This is a genomic window from Rhodococcus sp. 66b (assembly GCF_002076325.1).
In the GTDB taxonomy this organism is placed as follows: Bacteria; Actinomycetota; Actinomycetes; order Mycobacteriales; family Mycobacteriaceae; genus Rhodococcus_F; species Rhodococcus_F erythropolis.
The window spans coordinates 48,717-67,955 of record NZ_MUZB01000001.1 but is presented as its reverse complement, the minus strand read 5'-3'; the positions used below and the strand labels follow the sequence as shown (position 1 = coordinate 67,955).

Genomic DNA, 19,239 nt, shown 5'->3' with positions numbered 1-19,239 from the left:
CTCCTAGAGCCAAGTCGCGAATCGACGGATGAACATTCCCTTGGCCACCTGCGTGACGACGCAGTAAGCCGCGAGAGTGAGGACCAACCACGGGAAGTAGTTCCACGGCAGTGAAACCAACCCGAGGGAATGGCCCCAGGACGTGAACGGGAACACCAGCGCGAAGACGCAGGCGGCGCCCGTGCTGAGCAGTACCGGAAGCGAAGCACGCGACTGGATGAACGGGATCTTGCGGGTGCGGATCATGTGAACGATCAGCGTCTGCGAGATCAACGACTCGATGAACCAACCCGATTGGAACAGCGCTGCATGCTCGGGAGAGTTGGCAGCGAACACGAACCACATCAGCGCGAAGGTCGAGATGTCGAAGATCGAACTGATCGGGCCGATGAACACCATGAACCGGCGAAGGCTCTTGGTCTCCCACTTGCGGGGCTTCGCGAGGAAGTCGTCGTCGACGCGGTCCCACGGGATCGTGAGCATCGAGAGATCGTAGATCAGGTTCTGCAACAACAGAACTACGGGAATCATGGGGATGAACGGCAGCAAGGCACTGGCGACGAGCACCGAGAAGACGTTCCCGAAGTTCGACGACGCAGTCATCTTGATGTACTTCTGGATGTTTCCGAAGGTACGACGCCCTTCGATGACTCCTTGTTCGAGTACGCCGAGGTCCTTCTCCAGCAAGATGATGTCCGCGGATTCGCGGGCGATGTCCGCCGCTGTGTCGACGGAGATGCCGACGTCCGCCGCCCGAAGTGCGGGTGCGTCGTTGACACCGTCACCAAGGAAACCAACCGTGTGGCCGACCCGGCGCAGCGATTCGACAATGCGTGCCTTCTGCATCGGATCCGTCTTCGCGAAGACGGTTGTCCGCTGCACCAACTCGTCGAGGGCGTCGTCGTTCAACGCTTCGATCTCGGCGCCGGAGACCACGGTCCCGACATCGATACCGACTTTGCCGCAGACGGTTTCGGCGACCAATTCGTTGTCACCCGTCACTACCTTGACCGCGACTCCGTGGCTCGCGAGGGCTTCGATCGCCCCGGCCGCAGATTCCTTCGGCGGGTCGAGGAAGGCCAGCAGTCCAACCAGGGTCATACCCTCTTCGTCGGCCGTCGAGTACTCGCGGCGCTGCTCTTCGACGACTGTCTTGGTTGCCACCGCAAGCACTCGCTTGCCCTGACCGTTCAGTTCCGCGACCAGACGGTCGACTCGGGCCAGCCATCCCGGCGTCAATTGGTGGGTCACCCCGTCCAGTTCCACCGATTCACAGACCGAAAGGAGCTCTTCCACTGCACCTTTGGTGACGATCAGATCGGCGTCGCCGTGGTCGACCACCACGGAGAGTCGACGGCGCTTGAAGTCGAAGGGAATCTCGTCCACCAACCCGTGCCGACGCGAGATCTCCTCGACCACTTCGGGACCGGCGGCCTCGATCACCGCGTCGTCGAGAAGACTGCGCAATCCGGTCTGATTCACGGAATTGACTGCCGCGAGACGCAATACGTCCTCGGACTTACGTCCGGCAGTATCGAGATGCTCACCGAGAACGATGCGGTCCTCGGTGAGAGTTCCGGTCTTGTCCGTGCACAGAACGTCCATGGCACCGAAGTTCTGAATCGCGTTGATCTGCTTGACGATCACCTTCTTGCGCGACATGTGGAGCGCACCCTTGGCCAGGTTCGCAGTCACGATGAGCGGCAACATTTCGGGGGTCAACCCCACCGCGGTGGCGACGCCGAAGAGTAGTGCTTGGCTCCAGTCCTTGGTCAGTCCGTTGATGATGAAAACCGCGGGAACCATGATCAGCATGAACTTGATCAGCAGGTAGCTGACACTGCGCACCCCGACGTCGAAGCTGGTTTCGGGTCGCTTGGACGCCAATTGTGCTGTCATGGCGCCGAAGTAAGTCCGCTTGCCGGTGTGCACCGCGACGGCGGTGCCGCTGCCCGACACGACGGAAGTACCCATGAACCCGATGTTCTCGGCCTCGAGCAGCCGATCGACGTCGATCCCCGTCGACGGTTCCGCCGACTTCTCGGCCGGCATCGACTCACCGCTGAGCATTGACTGATTGACCTGTAGATCTTTGGCCCGGATGATGCGGACATCGGCCGGGATCATGTCGCCGGCGGCAAGCTGGACTACATCACCTGGCAGTAGCTGCTCGATCGGAATCTCAGCCGTGACCACGGTGTTGTTGATCTTGCGGGTGGCCGCGACAGTTGTCGTGACCATGGCCTTGAGTGCCTCGGCAGCCCGAGTCGAACGGTATTCCTGCCAGAACCTCAGGGACACACTGACAAAGATCATCAGCCCGAGGGTGATAATGCCCTCGTAGGAGGGACCGTCTTCCGGGTCTGCCCACACCACGTCGGTCCCGACCATGATCAGGGCGAGGAACACCAGGATCAAGATGAACGGATTCTTGAAAGCTTGCGCGAACTGCACGATCGCCGGCGCCGGGCGGTCGTGGCGGACATCGTTGCGCCCGTATCGCCGACGAAGATCGTCGATCTGATCGTCACGAAGGCCGTTGGCCGTCGTAGTCAGATCTGCGAGAACGGTGCGCGTGTCCGAGGCCGAGTAGTCGACCAATTCCTGTGCGCTTTCTTTTGCCAGGACCGTTGAAGGTGTTTGTTGTGCACTGTTTCTCGTGGGCCGTGGCCGCAATGCGAGAACGGAAAATGACATGACGAATCTCCTCGACTGCCAGCGTGCACGGGACAGTGCCAGTGCATGAGGGCAGCAGAATGCGCTGAACGACAACGGAAGTCGTCAGCGGACGCGACAAAGCCGCGCAGATGAAACCGAGGGTGCGAAGGTCAGAGACTGACGAGCAAAATGCCGGGGTGAGCACCGTCGGTAAGAACAGAAGGATGGGTCGAATATCGACTCGGCGGGTCGTCCACGATGGTCACCTCCTGAAAGTTCGGGGCGTCCGTTGACGCCACACAAAGTACATGCGCACAGCACACGCCAGGAGAACCGAATATCGACGTACTCTCGCCTTCGCCGGAAGAAACCGGCATCAAGCTGCGAAAACACCTCCACGTCCGAGTTTTGGCACTGCACGACGTGTCCCGATCAAGACCGGGAAGCCACTTTGGATCACCCCTTAAGCCGGGGAGATCTGTCCTAACCTTGGGCGTCTCTCGACGTCGTGAGATCAGTGGCCTGTGTTCGTGCAGAAGCCTCACCTAACGAGGTACTGCACCCAGAGGGTAGTTCTCAAATCTGTTGCCTGTCAACCGAGCAACTCAGACGGCGGGCAATCCTGCCCGTGCGACGGCGCCGGCGAAGAGTGCCGTCACGGCGGCACCCATCACGCTCTGATCAACTTCTTCCGGATCCACCGAGTGCTCGAGAACGAGCCCGGATATCAAGGCCATCAACGAGATTGCAGTGGTCCGCACATCGAAGGAATCGTCCACTCCCCATTCGCGGGCACGTTCACCGATCAACTCCACGAGTTGACTGCGCAAGTGGCGACGCTCACGTAAGTACGCCTGAGCGATCTGCGGATCACGTCCGGCGAGCACTCCGAATTCGAGGACGAGCAGTGACCACCCCGGGTCGTCGACCATCCACGTTGCAATGGCCTCGCCACCTTTACCCGCCGCGTCGGCCGGGTTCATCCCGGCGATCTCGGCAAGCACACGGCCGGCCAGTTCGAGAGACCGTTGCGCGAACAGTTCGGCGAACAGATCCTGTTTCGACTCGAAGTTGGAGTAGACAGCCCCCTTGGTGAAGCCCGCTCGGCGAGCAACTTCAGTGAGACGTGCAGCACTGAATCCGCGCTCCGCAAACTCTTCCGCCGCAGCGTCGAGCAGTCTTTGCCGCACCACGTCACGTCCGGGGCGGGTTACCGGCGTCCAGTCCGGTTGACGAGATTCAGTCACGATACCTAGAGTATTCAATACCTCGGGTATTGACAAGCTCTTTACTTTCGACAAGATCAGGACTCTTTCGTGACCACTACGCATCCGGCACACGCCGCACCAGACAACAGCTCCACCCACGACGAACACCACCACGACAATCTGCTCGTGAAATACGGCGCACCCAAGGTGATGGCCGCGCTGTTCGTCGGCGTGCTCCTGCTGCAGATGGGCTTCATCCTCAGCTACGTCGCCGCCTTCCATCAGCCGACTCCGCGAGACATCGAAATCGCGGTCATCGCCGATCAGGGCACACCGGACGGCATGGATCAGCAGATCGCCGACAAACTCAATGCCATCGACGGCAGCCCGCTCGACGCTCAGGTGGTCGACAGCACGGCGACCGCTCGCCGCATGATCAACGACCGCGAGATCCAGGGCGCGTTTGTCATCAACCCGGCCGGACCGGACACCCTGATCACCGCGAGCGCGGGCGGCAGCTCCATCGCGACGTCGCTCGAAGCGGTGTTCACGAAGGTCGAGGCGACGCAGGACCGACAGTTCGTCGTCCGCGACGAGATCCCCGTCGGAGCACACGACAACCGCGGACTCTCCGGCTTCTACCTCTCGGTCGGCTGGGTCGTCGGCGGCTATCTCCTTGCGGCAGCCATCGGACTGTTCATCGGTGCGCCGAAGACCCTCCGACAGGCAAGCGCACACACGGGCGTGATCGCGATCTACTCGATCATCTCGGGAGCCCTCGGCGCACTCATCACCTCACACGTGCTCGGAACTTTCGCGGGCCACTGGTTCCCGCTCTGGATCCTGGGAACAGCCGTGGTGTTCGGCACCGCCATGTTCACACTCGGATTGCGCGCTGCCATCGGCGTTCTGGCAGTCCCGCTGGCTATCGCCGTCTTCGTGATTCTCGGCAATCCCAGTGCGGGAGGCGCATTCGGCTCCAACGTGATTCCCTCGTTCTATGCCGCCATCGGCCGATGGATCACACCCGGCGCCGGCACCGAAGGCGTGCGGAGCATCGTCTACTTCAACAACGTCGGCGTCGGCCAGCCTGCTCTGACGCTTTTCCTGTACGCGCTGATCGGTGCGGTCATGCTGTTCGGCTTCACGATCCGTCGTAACCGAAAGTCCACCGACACGACGCCGACTCCAGCTGTGGCGAACGCCGACTAGTCCTAGTCTGAACTCATGACGAGCCTCCTCCACCCCAACGCCTCGCACGTCGCCGAAACACTGATCTCACGGGGTCACCACGGCGTCATCGTCACGCAGCCCGAAGCCACGCACACCGCGGCCGAGGCAGCGGCGGCCGTCGGGGTGGAGGTAGGCGCGATCACCAAGTCGCTCGTGTTCCTTCTCGACGACGACCCGGTCCTACTGCTGGTCTCCGGCGCACATCAGGTCAATCTGAAAGCCACCGGCGAACGCCTCGAAGGCAAGCTCACGCGGGCGCCGCTGGAAATGGCGAAGTCGGCAACGGGCCAGCCGATCGGTGGGGTCGCTCCGCTCGGGCATCCCACCAACCTGCCCACCTACATCGATACCGCCCTCGAGCAGTACCCCGAATTGTGGGCTGCTGCCGGGCACCCGAACACGGTCTTTCGCACGACGTACTCCGAACTCCTTCGAATCACGGCCGGCCTCGCCGTCGACATGGACTGACGCACTTCAGCCAACCCGGTCCGAACCCACTCAGACGTGCGTCCACCTATAGTTGGACGCACCATGTGCACTGCAACCAGGACCCCGGCCGGTAACCACTGGCGTCGACGACACGTAGATCTGTGCCGCACCGACGCATGTCTGTGTATGCCGAGCGCAGTCACCTCGACCACACCGCACACCTCGAGTTCCAGCCGGAGAGTTCCCGTTGTCTGACAAGCCGAATGCCGTTTCCAGCCACACCACCCCCGACGTCCCCGAAGTAGCAGCGACGCCCGAGTTGTCCACCGGCATCTGCGCCGGTGACTACCGTGCAGCGCTTCGCCGCCACCCCGCAGGTGTCACCGTCGTGACCCTCGATTCGGGTACCGGCCCGGTGGGATTCACCGCCACCTCGTTCTCGTCCGTCTCCCTCGAGCCGCCGCTCGTCTCGTTCAACATCGCGGAGACGTCGTCGAGCATCAATGCGCTCAAGGCCGCCGAGTCTTTGGTGATCCACCTTCTCGGCGAACATCAGCAGCATCTGGCCCAGCGCTTTGCGCGTAGCGCCGATCAGCGTTTTGCAGACGAGTCACTGTGGGCAGTGCTCGACACCGGGGAGCCGGTTCTGCACGGCACCCCCAGCTGGATGCGCGTCAAGGTCGACCAGTTGATCCCTGTCGGCGACCACACGCTGGTCATCGGACTCGTCACGCGGGTTCACGCCGAAGAGGACGACGAATCCGCTGCCGCACCGCTGCTCTACCACGAGGGCAAGTACTACCGCCCCACTCCGTTAGGTCAATAGACAACTGTGCGCCTTTATTAACCGCCCGCGGTTAATAAAGGCGCACAGCAAGTTACAGCGCTACGTACTTGGTATCGAGATACTCGTCGATACCCTCGGTTCCGCCTTCACGGCCGAAGCCCGATTCCTTCACGCCACCGAACGGCGCCGCAGCATCGGAGATCGCGCCGCGATTGACGCCGACCATGCCGGTGTCCAGCTTGGCCGAGACGCGCATCGCCCGGTCGATGTCGCGGGTGTAGAAGTACGCCACGAGGCCGTACTCGGTGTTGTTCGCAGCCGCGATCGCTTCGTCTTCGGTGTCGAAACCGACCACTGCCGCAACGGGTCCGAAGATCTCTTCCTTCAGCAGGCGCGCATCGGCGGGCACCTGATCCAGAACGGTTGGGGTGAAGAAGAAGCCGGCTCCTTCGGGCGCCGATCCACCGGTGCGAACGCGAGCGCCCTTGGACACGGCGTCGTCGACGAGTCCGGTGACGGTTGCGAGCTGCTTGGTGTTGATCAGCGGGCCGATGTTGGTGCCCTCGGCGTCACCGGCGCCCACCTTCAAGGCCGCAACCTTGGCGGTGAACTTGTCGGTGAACTCCTCGCGCACCGAGTTGGCTACGTAGATGCGGTTGGCCGCGGTGCAGGCCTCGCCGCCGTTACGCATCTTCGCGAGCATTGCGCCGTCGACAGCTGCGTCGATGTCGGCGTCGTCGAAGACGATGAACGGCGCATTGCCACCGAGTTCCATCGACGTGCGGAGCAGCTTGTCAGCAGCACCCCGCACCAACAGCTTTCCGACGCCCGTGGAGCCGGTGAAGGTGACCTTGCGCAGACGCGCATCTTCCATCAGCGGTCCACTGATGGAGGCCGCGTCGGACGTCGGGAGGATCGAGAGCACACCGTCGGGCAGACCGGCATCGGCGAACACCTGACCGAGGAGCTGCATGGTCAGCGGCGTGTCCTCGGCGGGCTTGACGATGATGGTGCAACCGGCAGCCAGCGCCGGTCCGATCTTGCGTGTGCCCATGGCGAGCGGGAAGTTCCACGGGGTGATCGCAAGGACCGGTCCGACGGCTTCCTTGGTGACCAGGATGCGACCGTTGCCGGCCGGAGCCTGCGTGAAACGTCCGCCGATGCGTACTGCTTCCTCACTGAACCAGCGCAGGAATTCGCCGCCGTAGTTGACCTCACCGCGGCTCTCTGCCAACGACTTACCCATTTCCAGGGTCATCATCAGCGCGAAGTCCTCGGCGCGGGCGTGCAGCAATTCGAAGGCGGTGCGCAGGATCTCGCCGCGTACACGTGCCGGCGTGGCCGCCCAGTCTTCCTGCGCCGCAGCGGCGAGGTCGAGCGCACGGATACCGTCGGCAGCGGTGGCGTCGGCTACCTGGGCGAGTTCCTCACCCGTTGCCGGGTTGTAGACCGCAAAGGTCTTCTCGGCCGGGACGAGCTTGCCGCCGAGCCAGAGACCCTTGGGTACCGAGTCGAGAAGATCCGAGACGTTGGACATGTCAGTTCCCCTGTGCTGCAGTGCGGATAGCGGTCTCGAGGACGGTCAACGCGTCGTCGAGCAGCTCTTCGGAGATGACCAGCGGCGGGAGCAGACGGATGACGTTGCCGTAGGTACCGCAGGTGAGGATCACGACGCCGGCAGCGAGGCATTCGGCGGCGATCTTCTTGGTGATATCGGCGTCCGGCTCCTGCCCACCGGGCTTGACCAGCTCGATGGCGAGCATGGCGCCGCGACCGCGAACGTCACCGATGACGTCGAGTTCCTTTGCCAGTGCGTTCATTCGGCCGACGACGGTCGACTCGATGGTGCGTGCGCGGCCACAGAGGTCGAGCTCGCGCATCTGGTCGATGGACGCCAATGCAGCGGCGCAGGCGACGGGGTTACCGCCGTAGGTGCCACCGAGGCCGCCGGGGTGGACGGCGTCGATGAGCTCGGCGCGGCCCGTGACAGCGGCGAGCGGCATGCCGCCTGCGATGCCCTTGGCGAGAGTGACCAGGTCGGGGACGATGCCCTCGTGATCGCTGGCGAACCAGGCGCCGGTACGAGCGAAGCCTGCCTGAACCTCGTCGGCGATGAAGACGACGCCGTTCTCCTTGGCCCACGCGACGAGCGTCGGGAGGAATCCTTCTGCGGGAACGATGAATCCGCCCTCGCCCTGAATGGGCTCGATGAGGATGGCGGCCGTGTTGGCAGCACCGACCTGCTTCTCGATCATCGTGATGGCGCGCTGTGCGGCCTGCTCACCCGTGATCTTGGAGCCGTCGACGTTGAGGCCCTCGCGGTACGGGTAGGACATCGGGACGCGGTAGACCTCGGGGGCGAACGGACCGAAGCCGCTCTTGTACGGCATGGACTTCGAGGTCAGTGCCATCGTGAGGTTGGTGCGGCCGTGGTACGCGTGGTCGAAGACGACGACTGCGTCGCGACCGGTTGCGTGACGGGCGATCTTGACGGCGTTCTCGACGGCTTCTGCGCCGGAGTTGAACAGCACGGAACGCTTCTCGTGGTCACCGGGGGTGAGCTCGGCGAGACGCTCGGCGACCTCGACGTAGCCCTCGTACGGAGCGACCATGAAACAGGTGTGGGTGAAGTGCGCGACCTGATCCTGAACTGCGGACACGACGGCCGGGTTGGAAGCACCGACGCTGGTCACCGCGATACCGGCACCGAGGTCGATCAGCGAGTTGCCGTCGACGTCGACGATGACTCCGCCGTCTGCGTCGGCGACGTAGACCGGGAGGGTGGATGCGACGCCGGCGCCGACGACCTTCTTACGGCGTTCGGCGAGCGCAGCCGAGCGCGGGCCCGGGAACTCCGTGACGATGCGACGCTCCTGCGGAAGCCGGTATTCGATTGCACTCATGTGACCACCCTCTCGGTTGTGTATTGCATTCGAGTATGCGACGCGCGAAGCATCGCAAGCACTGCCGAAATGGATACCCGAAGCTCCAGGGCTACTCCATATCGGCAACGACAGCTAGCCTTGATCAGGTGACGGTTCCGATCTCGTGGCTCTTGCGCCAGAAACACCTCTCGCTGGCTCTGCTCACCGACCGAGCAGCCGCCACCCACCCCGTCACGTTTGCGCAGGCCACAGAGCTGACGGACCCCACCCCGTGGCTTTCCGGCGGCGAATTGGTGCTCACCACCGGGCTGGCACTGGTGGGCGCGGACGCCACCGACTACAGCGAGTACATCGACCGTCTGGCCGCCGCAGAAGTATCGGCTCTGGGTTTCGGGACCGGCCTTTCCCACGAGAGTGTGCCCGCAGACCTGATTGCCGCCGCCCGCAGTCGCGGGCTCCCCCTGCTGGAAGTGCCGTTCACGACCCCGTTCGCGGCGGTCACGCGCGCGGTGATGACCCGTCTGAGCCAGCAAGAATACGAATCGGTACTCCGCGCGGCAGAAGTACAGACACGCATCACCCGCGTTGCGCTGCGCGGTGGCGTGTCGGCGATCGTGCGTGAACTGGCCACGGCCACAAAAACTTCGGTGGCGTTTGTCGGTGATCGGATCACCGCGGTGCATCCGGCAAACCAGAAGTCGTTGATCACCGAGGTTCGCGCGGTCGCGGCCACCACCCGCGATCCCAACGCTCCGGCGTCGATCTCGCAGAGCACACCCGAACGGACGCTGACACTGTCCCCCGTCGGCGTCACCGACAGTTGGCACGGCTACCTCGCCATGGCGGGCGCCGGGCCCCTGAGCAATATCGACAGAGTGTTGCTCGGGCATGCGGTCTCGCTGCTCACTCTCGAACTCGAGAAACCGGTTCGACTACGGGCCGAGCGAACTCGACTCAACGCCATGGCTTTCGGGCTCTTACTCGACGGCCGAATCCCTGAGGACGGTGTGCCGTCGTACTTGGACGAAGCGAGCGATACGCACGGCAATGTCCGTGTCGTCCACGTTCGCGGATCCGGACTCGGCCCTGTTCTTCGCGAACTCGACAACGCTCTCGCGCGAGCAGGCCGGCCGTTGTTCGCGCAATCCGAGGACGGTTCGCTGACCGTCCTCCTTCGCGGAACCGACACAATCGACACCGCCAAAACACTACTGGCGCAGCTCTCCCCCACCGAGGCGAAGACGGTGCGGGCCGGAATCAGCACCCCTCACCGTCTTCTGGACGCACCGCGCGCACTCGTCCAGGCCCGCGCCGCGGCCAATCTCACGACGGCCACTGCCCGCATTCTCGAGTTCGACGCTCTGAGTGGTTCGACGATTCTGGCATCCGAGCCTGCCCGTGAGGCACTGATCGCAATGGCTGCGGACACCATCCCGGTGCTGACGGAACACGACCAGGCACACGGGACCGCGCTGGTCGCGTCTTTGCGCGCCTATCTCGAGGCAAACGGCCAATGGGAATCGGCCGCAGCCGAACTCGGTGTTCATCGGCACACCCTCCGAGGTCGCATCGCACGCATCGAGGAACTGCTGCAATGCGACCTCGGACAGGCCAGGGTCAGAGCCGAACTGCTGCTATCGCTACTCGCCTGGGAGGGTCGCTGAACGCTCCGCGGCGTGCACCGAAGCGAAACCGGACGCACCGCGAACGAGTAGTTCGAGTTCGGCGTCGACCGTGCAGAGACGGGCGGTGTCCAGCGCTCCACTGCGGCTCACGCTCGACATCAAAGCCGTGAACCGGCGCACCGCTTGCGGATTGGCGGCGGTCCACAACTCGACGACCTCCGGAATACCTTCTCCGAGCGCTCCGGACACGAGGTCCGCGAAACGCGCCGTCAACCTGGCGTGGACGGCAGCGCTGCCCATGACCTCCCAATGCGAGGCACCGACGGCAACGTCGACGCCCCCGAGAACGTCGCCCAGATCGAGGGTGTCGGAGAGTTCCCGGTAGATCGCAGCCGCGGCCTGAACCGTCGTATTCTCCTGCAACGCAATGTCAGCCAGGGCGAGCGCCCCGAAAGACGCCTCGATGCGGTCGCTGGCCGACAGCCCTTCGGTGAGAGCCCGCACCGGCGCTGCCCATCGATCGATGTCGGCTCGCGGGTTCACGGTGAACCGGCCGGCTGCTCCCGGACGACGCAACACCCAGCTCATCTCGGATTCCAACAACTGCTGCAAGCGATCGAGAGCCTGCAACTGCTCGGTGGCGCGAAGCTCCGAGTTCAAGATCTCGCGCCGAAGTTCCTCGGTGCCGAGCACTTCGCTGACCACTGCGTAGGCCAGAGCCGCTTCCGGACTGTGGACTCCGAGGTGTTCCTCCAGCCGGAACAGCACGCCGGGTCCGACGCGGTTGACCAGTTCGTCGACCACCGAGGTGATGATGATGTCGCGGCCCAACCGATGTGCGCGGATCGCGTCCGGTGCTGCCTCGACGACGGAGAGCGGGAAGTACTGCGGGAGACGATCGGCGAAGATCTGATTGTCCGGGACGGTCGACGCCCCCAATTCCGCCGTCAGCACGTTCTTCGACTGCGCCACCAGCACAGCAAGTTCCGGACGGAGTAGGCCCTGCCCGGCTCGCGCCCTGACCGCCAGCGCCTTGGCGTCCGGCAATGATTCTTCGAGGCGCTTCATCGCGCCCGCCGAGACCAGGTTCTCGATCAACCGTTCGTGCTGATCGAGTAGGGCGGGAGCGCGGTGCTCGGCCAGGCTGATCGCGAGGGTCTGATCTTCACTGGCCTCGAGTACCGATGCGGCTACCTCGTCCTGGGCCGCCGCGAGTAGTTCATTGCGCGAGGTCGCGTCCAACTCTGCGAGTGCGATCTTGATGTTGACCTCACGGTCCGAGGTAGCCACGCCTGCCGCGTTGTCGATGAAGTCGGCGTTGATTCGTCCTCCGCCAGCGGCATATTCGATGCGGGCACGCTGGGTGAAACCCAGGTTGCCGCCCTCACCCACCACGGTTGCACGCAACTCGTCAGCGCTGACGCGAACTGCGTCGTTGGACGGATCGGCCGCGTCGACGTTGCTTTCGGTCGACGCCTTCACGTAGGTACCGACGCCGCCATTCCACAACAGGTCCACCGGAGCGCACAGGATCGCTCGGATCAGTTCCTGCGGAGTCAGCTTCTCCTCGGCGATACCGAGGACCTGACGCGCCTCGAGCGGAAGGCGGATCGACTTAGCGCTACGCGGCCAGACGCCACCACCAGGCGACATCACGGTGCGGTCGAAGTCGTCCCAGGACGAGCGCGGCACGGTGAAGAGGCGAGCGCGTTCGGCAAACGTCGTCTCGGTGTCGGGGTTCGGGTCGATGAAGATGTGGCGGTGATCGAATGCCGCGACCAGACGGATCTTGTGCGAGAGCAACATTCCGTTACCGAACACATCGCCGGACATGTCACCGATGCCCGCGACGGTGAACGGATCGGTGTCGACATCGAGGTCGCGCTCGGCGAAGTGGCGTCGAACCGCTACCCAGGCGCCGCGAGCGGTGATGCCCATCGCCTTGTGGTCGTAGCCGGCCGAACCGCCGGAAGCAAAAGCGTCGCCGAGCCAGAAACCACGTTCGACGGCGATGCCGTTCGCGACGTCGGAGAACCGTGCGGTCCCCTTGTCCGCCGCCACGACGAGGTAGGAGTCTTCACCGTCGTACTCGATTACTTCTGCCGGGTGCACCGCTGCGCCGTCGACGATGTTGTCCACCACGTCCAGCAAGCCGCGGATGAAGGTGCTGTACGACTCCTGCACCTGCGCCGGGGTCGGTGACGACGTGCCCCGAACCACGAACGCACCCTTGGCTCCCGAGGGAACGATCGGCGAATTCTTCACGCTCTGGGTCTTCATCAGACTCAGAGCCTCGGTGCGGAAGTCCTCGTATCGATCCGACCAACGCAGGCCACCACGGGCGACGGAGGAGCTACGCAGATGCACGCCTTCGACATTGGGTGCGCTGACGTAGATCTCGCGGAAAGGAACTGTCTTCTGCGGGGTGGAGAGCAACTGCGAGTCGATCTTGAACGACGCGTACGGCAGCGGTTCGCCGGCCTCACCGCGCAGGTACCAGTTGGTGCGCAGAGTCGCCTGCAAGAATGAACGCACACCGCGCAAGACGCGATCCTCGTCGAGAGTGTCTGCACCGTCGACTGATTCGTCGATGGCCGCCGCCGCGGCGGCCACGGCCGTCTCACGCGAACCTGCTACTGCGGGATCGAAACGCGCGGTGAAGAGTTCGATTGCCTGCCGTACGAAAAGCGGCTTCGCTGCCAACACTCCGACGATGTAGCTCTCGGACAACCCGATACGAGCCTGAGCGAGGAAACGGCACGCAGCGCGCAGCAACTCTGCGTCGCGCCACGTGATGTCTGCTCGTCCGATCAGACTGGAGAATGCGTCCATACGGGTCTGTCCGGCGATGACGGCTTCGAAGGCGTCCGCCATCTTCTCCAGCGCACTGCCGCCGAAAGTGCTCGGCTCGAAGGTGAAGTAGTGTGCCGAACCCAGAACGGTCGGAAGCGGGCGGTGCGTCGAAACTCGGAGTCCGAGGGACTCGAAGTTCTCGCACAGATCGGAGAGGGAGGGCTCTCCGGACGGCCACAGCACCACGCAGGTCAGATCGTCACTGTTCAGGGCATCGCTGTTCAAGTCGTCGCTGTTCAAGTCGTCGCCCTGACGGAAGACGAGTCGCTGGCCCGCTGCTGCCAATTCGGCGACCAGTTCGAGCGCCGGGTCACCGGATCGATCACCGCCCGCGGGTCTCGATTCTGCAGCTGCGGTCTTGGTCGCCGATGATGTGCTCGCCATTGAACACCCTCCTGGAAATTATTGGATCCGAACACTTTCCAGTGTTGCGTGGATCACCGGAAAGAGGTCGTGCCCGATAGGAGTACCAACCCCCATCGGGCACGACATTTCGGCAGTTGCGGTGAGCTCAGTCGCCCAACCTGATCGGAGCGAGCTCCTCGAACACGTCGCCGGGTCCGGGATTCTCGGTAGGCGCAGCGCCGCCGAGATGGTTGACGACGCCCCATACCGCGTTGATCGCGGTCTGGATCGCGCCCTCGGCCCAGCCGGCAGTCCACGACACGTCGTCTCCGGCGAGGAAGATTCCCCGATGACGCGGTTCGAGATCATTCTGCACGAAGTGAGAGAACAGGCGCTCCTGGTACCGGTAGTGCCCCGGAAGGTTCGCCTTGAATGCACCCATGAAGTCTCGCTCGGTTTCCCACGACAGCGTCACCGGGCTCGAGATGATGTGGCTGCGGAAGTCCACGCCTGGGTAGATCTCTTCGAGCGAACGCAGCATGATGTTCATGCGCTCGGTGGCGTCGAGCGCCAGCAGCTTCAGCGAATCGTCCGACCAGGTGTACGACAAGCAGATCAGGCCTGGCTTGCCCTCGCCCTGATCGAGCAGGTAGGTGCCGCGACTCATACGGTCGGTCAGTGTCATCGACACCGAATCACGGCCGGTCACGGGGTCCTTGTCCTTCCAGAACGGGCGGTCGACGAGAACGAACACCTTGGTCGAACCCATGTAGTGAGTTCGCTCGATCGCAGTCCAGTGGTCGATCGGGAACAGATCGTCGTCACACCTGATGTTGTTCAGCAGCATCCAACTCTGCACTGTTACAACGGCACTCGCATACGTGCGAATGAAACCTTCGGAGTCCGTCACCGTGATGTTGCCGGGCTCGGTACGCCGGAGTTCGGTGACGCGGGGACGCGTCTCGCCGTCGTTGAGCGAAGCGACCGTCGTACCGGCAGGCCAATGCGCCATGTGCTCCGGGGCGCGGTTCCACAACCGCATCGGCAGTTGCTGCGATCCACCCACGATGCCGCGGTGGTCGTCGTCGGCGGCCGTGATGACCACACGAAGGATTTCGAGGATCGAGTTGGGGTAGTCGGTATCCCAACCACCCGTACCGAATCCGACCTGCCCGAACACTTCCCGCATATGGAAGGACTTGAAGTGCTTCGACGCGGCGAGGAATCCGTAGAACGTCTGGTCGTCGTAGCGCACCACGAGGTCGTTCCAGATCCGCTTGATCTCTGCGGTGTCGCGGTCACGAATGGCCTGCTGCAACGGAATCAGATCGGCGTGCTCTTCGAGAGTGCGCTGCCAGGCCTGCGCCACCTCGGTGTAGATCGGAGGCAGATCCTCGAGAGTGTGCGCGTAGTGGCTCTCACCCTTGAGATCGATGACCGTGCTCGGCGTGACCTCGGCAAGGGGATTCGGGAACTCCTCGGTCTGCAGACCCAGTTCGTTCAGATAGTGGAACAACGTCGTCGACGACGGTGGGAAACGCATTGCGCCCATCTCGGCGACAACCCCGGGGTGCCCGTCGAACTCGACCGACCGCATCCGGCCACCGATCTGATCAGCTTCGTAGACAATCGGTTTGAGACCGACCTTGAGCAACTCGTAGGCCGCGATCATGCCGGAGAGTCCACCACCGATCACGGCAACTTCTGTACCCAGTGCCAGATCGGGCACCGAGCCGAGTCCCGCCGGACTGGAAACGTAGTCGTCGTACGGGAACGGAAAATCCGGCCCGAACATCGTGAGGGGCGGCTGCTTGCCGGGTTCCGAGGAACTGTCCGGAGCTACTGGGATGGTCATCTACGGTTCTCCTTGGAGACAGTCGTGACAGAAAGGTCTGGATACAGATCGAGGCGTCGATCGTCGAGATGCGTGTTGAGGGTGCGCGATTGCGAGACGGTGGCGGCGGCGATATCCGCGAAGAGCAATTCCTGGCCGCCCCCGGCCCGCGCCAACTCGGCACCGTCGGGTGCGATGGCGCACGAGAGACCGCAGTAGGTCAGCTCGGCTTCGGCGCCGCAGCGGTTGACGTAGGTGACAAACATCTGACTCTCGTATGCGCGGGCCGGAACCACTTGCTGCGCAATGTGTTCGTACGGAGTCATCAACCCCGTCGGCACGATGAGCCATTCGGTACCGGCGTCGGCATGGGCCCGAACCGCTTCGGGAAATTCCACGTCGTAGCAGATCAACAATCCGCAGCGGATGCCCTCGAAATCGAACCCGACCACCAGGGTCTCACCTGGCCGGAAATGTTCGCGGTCGAGCGTGCCGAACAGGTGCGTCTTGCGGTAGTGCGCAAGCGAAGTGCCGTCGCGGTCCACCACCTGCACGCTGTTGTAGATGTCTCCCCCGTCGAGTTCGGGGTAGCCGTAGACGACGGCGATGCCTGCACTTCGAGCAATCTCGGCGACGGAATCGAAGATAGGGCCGTCGGCCGGTTCCGCGCGCAGCGACACCAGTTCGCCGATGTCGTAGCCGGTTGCGGACATCTCCGGCGTCAGCAGGATCTTCGCACCGGATGCCGCAGCCTCGCGGGCAGCGGTGTCGATTGCAGCGAGGTTGAACTCCACCGACGCAAAGGTGTCCGGGGTGGTGAGCGGACCTTGGAACAGGCCAACTCGAACTGAATCGACATGCATGGCGCGCTCCTTCAGGAGTTCCGTGACGCCAATTTTCGACGGCGTGTGTGACGGGGACAACTACCAGCGTGACGGGTGCCGCCAATCATGTCAACTCTTGTTTCCTAAGAATCAACATTCACAGATTCGGGTCTCACGAAGGCGACGCGCGTGGCCCTTCCGGCAATGCCGGATTCAAGACCCACAGAACCTTCGCCAGAACCGAGCCTTCGGCCTGAAAACTATGGTTGTGCGTCGGCGTGAATGTGAAGGAATCGCCCGCCGCAAGCACGACGTCCTCGGCATCGACGGCCTCACCGTTCGGATCCGTCCGACCGCCCTCGAACGAGACCCGCAAGCCGCCCTCCAGCACGTGCACGAAGTTCACGTCGATCGGCAGACTGTAGAACTCCTGACCACTTCCGCCGCCTGGTTCCAGCTCGCCGAGCAGCACCTGAATTCGACGCTCGTTGGTAGGCGTGAGCAGGTACTCCGTCATCTTTTCGCCACCGAAGCTGATTTGCGGCATGGCGTCGGCGCGGACTACTTCACCGGCGGACGCATTCTCGAACAGGGATCCGACGGGGATCTCGAGCACCGCGCACACCTTGATCAGGGTCGCCACCGACGCGTTGACGTGATCGCGCTCGAGTTTCGAGAGATACCCCTTCGTCACACCACATGCCTCGGCCAGGTCGTCGAGGGTCAACCGCTTCGATTGACGTGCCGCCTTGAGCCTCGCCCCGATGCGCGGTCCGACCGGCTCGACCGCTTCCTTCGCCTTGGCCACTGAACCCACTCCTTCACGACCGCCGTGTCCCTTTCAGGAAACAGGGGTTGACAACCGAGCCTCTTGAAGAAACCATACTTGCTCAGAGAGCTACATCACTGAAGGGCGCCCGGTGTGCGCCGAATCGAGAGCAGGGACCTCTGCACATGGCTACCAACAACCCCGGATCGTTCATCGGACCCGTCGACGCCACGCGCGTCCCCCGCTACGCCGAGCCGACCACTTTTGCGCGTCTGCCGCGCCTCGATGAGGTCTCGCGCGCCGACGTGACAATCCTCGGCATCCCCTTCGATTCGGGTGTCAGCTACCGCCCCGGTGCTCGGTTCGGTCCGGGGCACATCCGCGCTGCATCGAAGCTGCTGCGTCCGTACAACCCCGCGCTCAAGGTCTCGCCCTTCGCCAACCAGCAGGTAGCCGATTTCGGTGACATCGGCGTCAACCCCTTCGACATTCAGGAAGCTCTCACGACGGTTCAGTCCGCCGTCACCGACCTGCGCGCCGACGGTTCCTCCGTGCTCACGCTCGGCGGCGACCACACCATCGCACTTCCGATCCTGCGCTCACTGGCCCGCGATCACGGCCCGATCGCCGTCCTGCACTTCGACGCTCACCTCGACACCTGGGACACCTACTTCGGTCAGCCTTTCACCCACGGCACCCCCTTCCGCCGCGCCAGCGAAGAAGGCCTGATCGACATGGAGCGTTCGCAGCACATCGGTATCCGTGGACCGCTCTACAGCGAGAAAGACCTCGAAGACGACCGCGTCCTCGGCTTCCAGGTGATCCGCAGTGACGACTACGAGGTCGACGGCGTCGCCAGCATCGTCGAGCGCATGCGTAAGCGCCTCGACGGTGGCCCGGTGTACGTCTCCGTCGACATCGACGTGCTCGATCCCGCACACGCTCCGGGTACCGGAACACCCGAAGCGGGCGGCATGACCTCTCGCGAATTGTTGAACACACTGCGCGGGTTGGTGGGACTCAACGTGGTCGGCGCCGACATCGTCGAGGTAGCGCCGGCGTACGACCACGCCGAGATCACCGGTATCGCAGCGGCTCACGTCGCTTACGAGTTGCTGTCGGTGCTCGCACTCAATCGCTGAAGCAGCACAACGGTATCCGTGGTGTGATGCATCTCGGGGTTCGCGGGAAGATCACGTTCCCGCGACTCCGAGACCAACACCTTCCAACCATCGGTGAACAGCGACTCCACGTATTCGGGTGTATGCAGCATTGCCCGATGATGTTCGGTGGGCGACTCGTGGGGCGAGTGGCCCACGATCAGCAAATGCCCGCCCGGCGCGACCAGATCTCCGAGAGCACGGAACAATTCCCCGCGCGCGGGTTCGAGCATGTGGAAGAACTGCGCGGACACCAGATCGAACGATCGACCCTGCGGATCCCACTTCGTCAGGTCGGCTTCCAGCCATTCGATGTCGACGCCCTCGCCCTCGACGTGAGCCTGGGCGCGGCTGAGCGCAACCGACGATATGTCGGTGCCGGTGACCTTCCACCCGCGACGCGCCAACCACAAAGCGTCGGCGCCTTCGCCGCAACCGACGTCGAGTGCCGTGCCCGGTTCCAGGTCGGAGGCTTCGGCAATCAACTGTGGGTTGGGATTTCCGCTCCAGCGCGCGGGGCGTTCCTCGTACAGCGAGTTCCAGAACTGTGCGTCCGCCTTGGCGTACGGATTCTCGGTGGTTTCAGAGTTTTCGTGGTGATTGTGGTGTTCGTGGCTCATGCACCCAGG

Annotated in this window: 14 protein-coding genes and 1 riboswitch; of the genes, 5 read left to right on the top strand and 9 right to left on the bottom strand. The window is 63.4% G+C overall.

Going from position 1 to position 19,239, the window contains the following annotated elements; all coding sequences use genetic code 11:
* Positions 1-3: 3 nt before the first annotated feature.
* A complete protein-coding gene (mgtA, locus tag B0E55_RS00280) occupies positions 4-2,697 on the bottom strand; it encodes a magnesium-translocating P-type ATPase (protein WP_080908868.1) in 2,694 nt (897 codons plus the stop codon).
* 347 nt (positions 2,698-3,044) lie between these two features.
* A riboswitch (M-box (ykoK) riboswitch) is annotated at positions 3,045-3,218 on the bottom strand.
* 45 nt (positions 3,219-3,263) lie between these two features.
* Complete coding sequence (locus B0E55_RS00275) at positions 3,264-3,848, bottom strand: TetR/AcrR family transcriptional regulator (RefSeq protein WP_029254386.1); 585 nt, start codon at positions 3,846-3,848, stop codon at positions 3,264-3,266.
* A 126-nt stretch (positions 3,849-3,974) separates the two neighbouring features.
* On the opposite strand from B0E55_RS00275, the gene B0E55_RS00270 reads away from it, so the two are divergent.
* The 3 genes from B0E55_RS00270 to dszD all read left to right on the top strand — a co-directional run bounded on the left by B0E55_RS00270 (position 3,975) and on the right by dszD (position 6,354).
* A complete protein-coding gene (locus B0E55_RS00270) occupies positions 3,975-5,078 on the top strand; it encodes a membrane protein (RefSeq protein ID WP_003941129.1) in 1,104 nt (367 codons plus the stop codon).
* Positions 5,079-5,093: 15 nt separating this feature from the next.
* Positions 5,094-5,567: a YbaK/EbsC family protein gene (locus tag B0E55_RS00265; protein WP_019746727.1), complete on the top strand. Its 474-nt coding sequence runs from the start codon at positions 5,094-5,096 to the stop codon at positions 5,565-5,567.
* Between the two features lie 208 nt (positions 5,568-5,775).
* Complete coding sequence (gene dszD, locus B0E55_RS00260; protein ID WP_003941189.1) at positions 5,776-6,354, top strand: NADH:FMN oxidoreductase DszD; 579 nt, start codon at positions 5,776-5,778, stop codon at positions 6,352-6,354.
* Between the two features lie 52 nt (positions 6,355-6,406).
* On the opposite strand, the gene B0E55_RS00255 is transcribed toward dszD, so the two are convergent.
* Both B0E55_RS00255 and gabT read right to left on the bottom strand, forming a co-directional pair.
* A complete protein-coding gene (locus B0E55_RS00255; RefSeq protein WP_019746726.1) occupies positions 6,407-7,852 on the bottom strand; it encodes an NAD-dependent succinate-semialdehyde dehydrogenase in 1,446 nt (481 codons plus the stop codon).
* Position 7,853: 1 nt separating this feature from the next.
* On the bottom strand, positions 7,854-9,218 hold the full coding sequence (gabT, locus tag B0E55_RS00250) for a 4-aminobutyrate--2-oxoglutarate transaminase (RefSeq protein ID WP_007727077.1): 1,365 nt from the start codon (positions 9,216-9,218) through the stop codon (positions 7,854-7,856).
* Positions 9,219-9,346: 128 nt separating this feature from the next.
* Here gabT and B0E55_RS00245 point away from each other — a divergent pair, with 128 nt between their 5' ends.
* Complete coding sequence (locus tag B0E55_RS00245; protein ID WP_019746725.1) at positions 9,347-10,864, top strand: PucR family transcriptional regulator; 1,518 nt, start codon at positions 9,347-9,349, stop codon at positions 10,862-10,864.
* Here the strand turns inward: B0E55_RS00245 and B0E55_RS00240 are convergent.
* From B0E55_RS00240 to B0E55_RS00225, 4 genes are all read right to left on the bottom strand, one after another.
* Complete coding sequence (locus B0E55_RS00240; RefSeq protein ID WP_080908867.1) at positions 10,841-14,062, bottom strand: NAD-glutamate dehydrogenase domain-containing protein; 3,222 nt, start codon at positions 14,060-14,062, stop codon at positions 10,841-10,843. The two genes, B0E55_RS00245 and B0E55_RS00240, sit on opposite strands and share 24 nt — an antisense overlap.
* 127 nt (positions 14,063-14,189) lie before the next feature.
* Entirely contained in the window at positions 14,190-15,878 is a 1,689-nt protein-coding gene (locus B0E55_RS00235) for a flavin monoamine oxidase family protein (protein ID WP_020906039.1), read from the bottom strand.
* A complete protein-coding gene (locus tag B0E55_RS00230) occupies positions 15,875-16,720 on the bottom strand; it encodes a carbon-nitrogen hydrolase family protein (protein WP_080908866.1) in 846 nt (281 codons plus the stop codon). Before B0E55_RS00230 ends, B0E55_RS00235 begins: the two co-directional genes overlap by 4 nt.
* A 133-nt stretch (positions 16,721-16,853) precedes the next feature.
* Complete coding sequence (locus B0E55_RS00225) at positions 16,854-17,489, bottom strand: helix-turn-helix domain-containing protein (protein WP_020968310.1); 636 nt, start codon at positions 17,487-17,489, stop codon at positions 16,854-16,856.
* 146 nt (positions 17,490-17,635) lie between these two features.
* On the opposite strand from B0E55_RS00225, the gene speB reads away from it, so the two are divergent.
* The gene (gene speB, locus B0E55_RS00220) at positions 17,636-18,592 is read left to right on the top strand and encodes an agmatinase (RefSeq protein ID WP_003941134.1); all 957 of its coding nucleotides are present in this window, start codon (positions 17,636-17,638) and stop codon (positions 18,590-18,592) included.
* Here speB and B0E55_RS00215 read toward each other — a convergent pair.
* On the bottom strand, positions 18,556-19,230 hold the full coding sequence (locus tag B0E55_RS00215) for a class I SAM-dependent methyltransferase (RefSeq protein ID WP_020968309.1): 675 nt from the start codon (positions 19,228-19,230) through the stop codon (positions 18,556-18,558). The two genes, speB and B0E55_RS00215, sit on opposite strands and share 37 nt — an antisense overlap.
* Between the last annotated feature and the right edge of the window lie 9 nt (positions 19,231-19,239).

What these genes read in the sequence shown, in the direction of transcription:
- mgtA (WP_080908868.1), bottom strand. Translation starts at nt 2,697, where the DNA reads ATGTCATTTTCCGTTCTCGCATTGCGGCCACGGCCCACGAGAAACAGT.
- B0E55_RS00265 (WP_019746727.1), top strand. Translation starts at nt 5,094, where the DNA reads ATGACGAGCCTCCTCCACCCCAACGCCTCGCACGTCGCCGAAACACTG.
- B0E55_RS00255 (WP_019746726.1), bottom strand. Translation starts at nt 7,852, where the DNA reads ATGTCCAACGTCTCGGATCTTCTCGACTCGGTACCCAAGGGTCTCTGG.
- gabT (WP_007727077.1), bottom strand. Translation starts at nt 9,218, where the DNA reads ATGAGTGCAATCGAATACCGGCTTCCGCAGGAGCGTCGCATCGTCACG.
- B0E55_RS00240 (WP_080908867.1), bottom strand. Translation starts at nt 14,062, where the DNA reads ATGGCGAGCACATCATCGGCGACCAAGACCGCAGCTGCAGAATCGAGA.
- B0E55_RS00235 (WP_020906039.1), bottom strand. Translation starts at nt 15,878, where the DNA reads ATGACCATCCCAGTAGCTCCGGACAGTTCCTCGGAACCCGGCAAGCAG.
- B0E55_RS00230 (WP_080908866.1), bottom strand. Translation starts at nt 16,720, where the DNA reads ATGCATGTCGATTCAGTTCGAGTTGGCCTGTTCCAAGGTCCGCTCACC.
- speB (WP_003941134.1), top strand. Translation starts at nt 17,636, where the DNA reads ATGGCTACCAACAACCCCGGATCGTTCATCGGACCCGTCGACGCCACG.
- B0E55_RS00215 (WP_020968309.1), bottom strand. Translation starts at nt 19,230, where the DNA reads ATGAGCCACGAACACCACAATCACCACGAAAACTCTGAAACCACCGAG.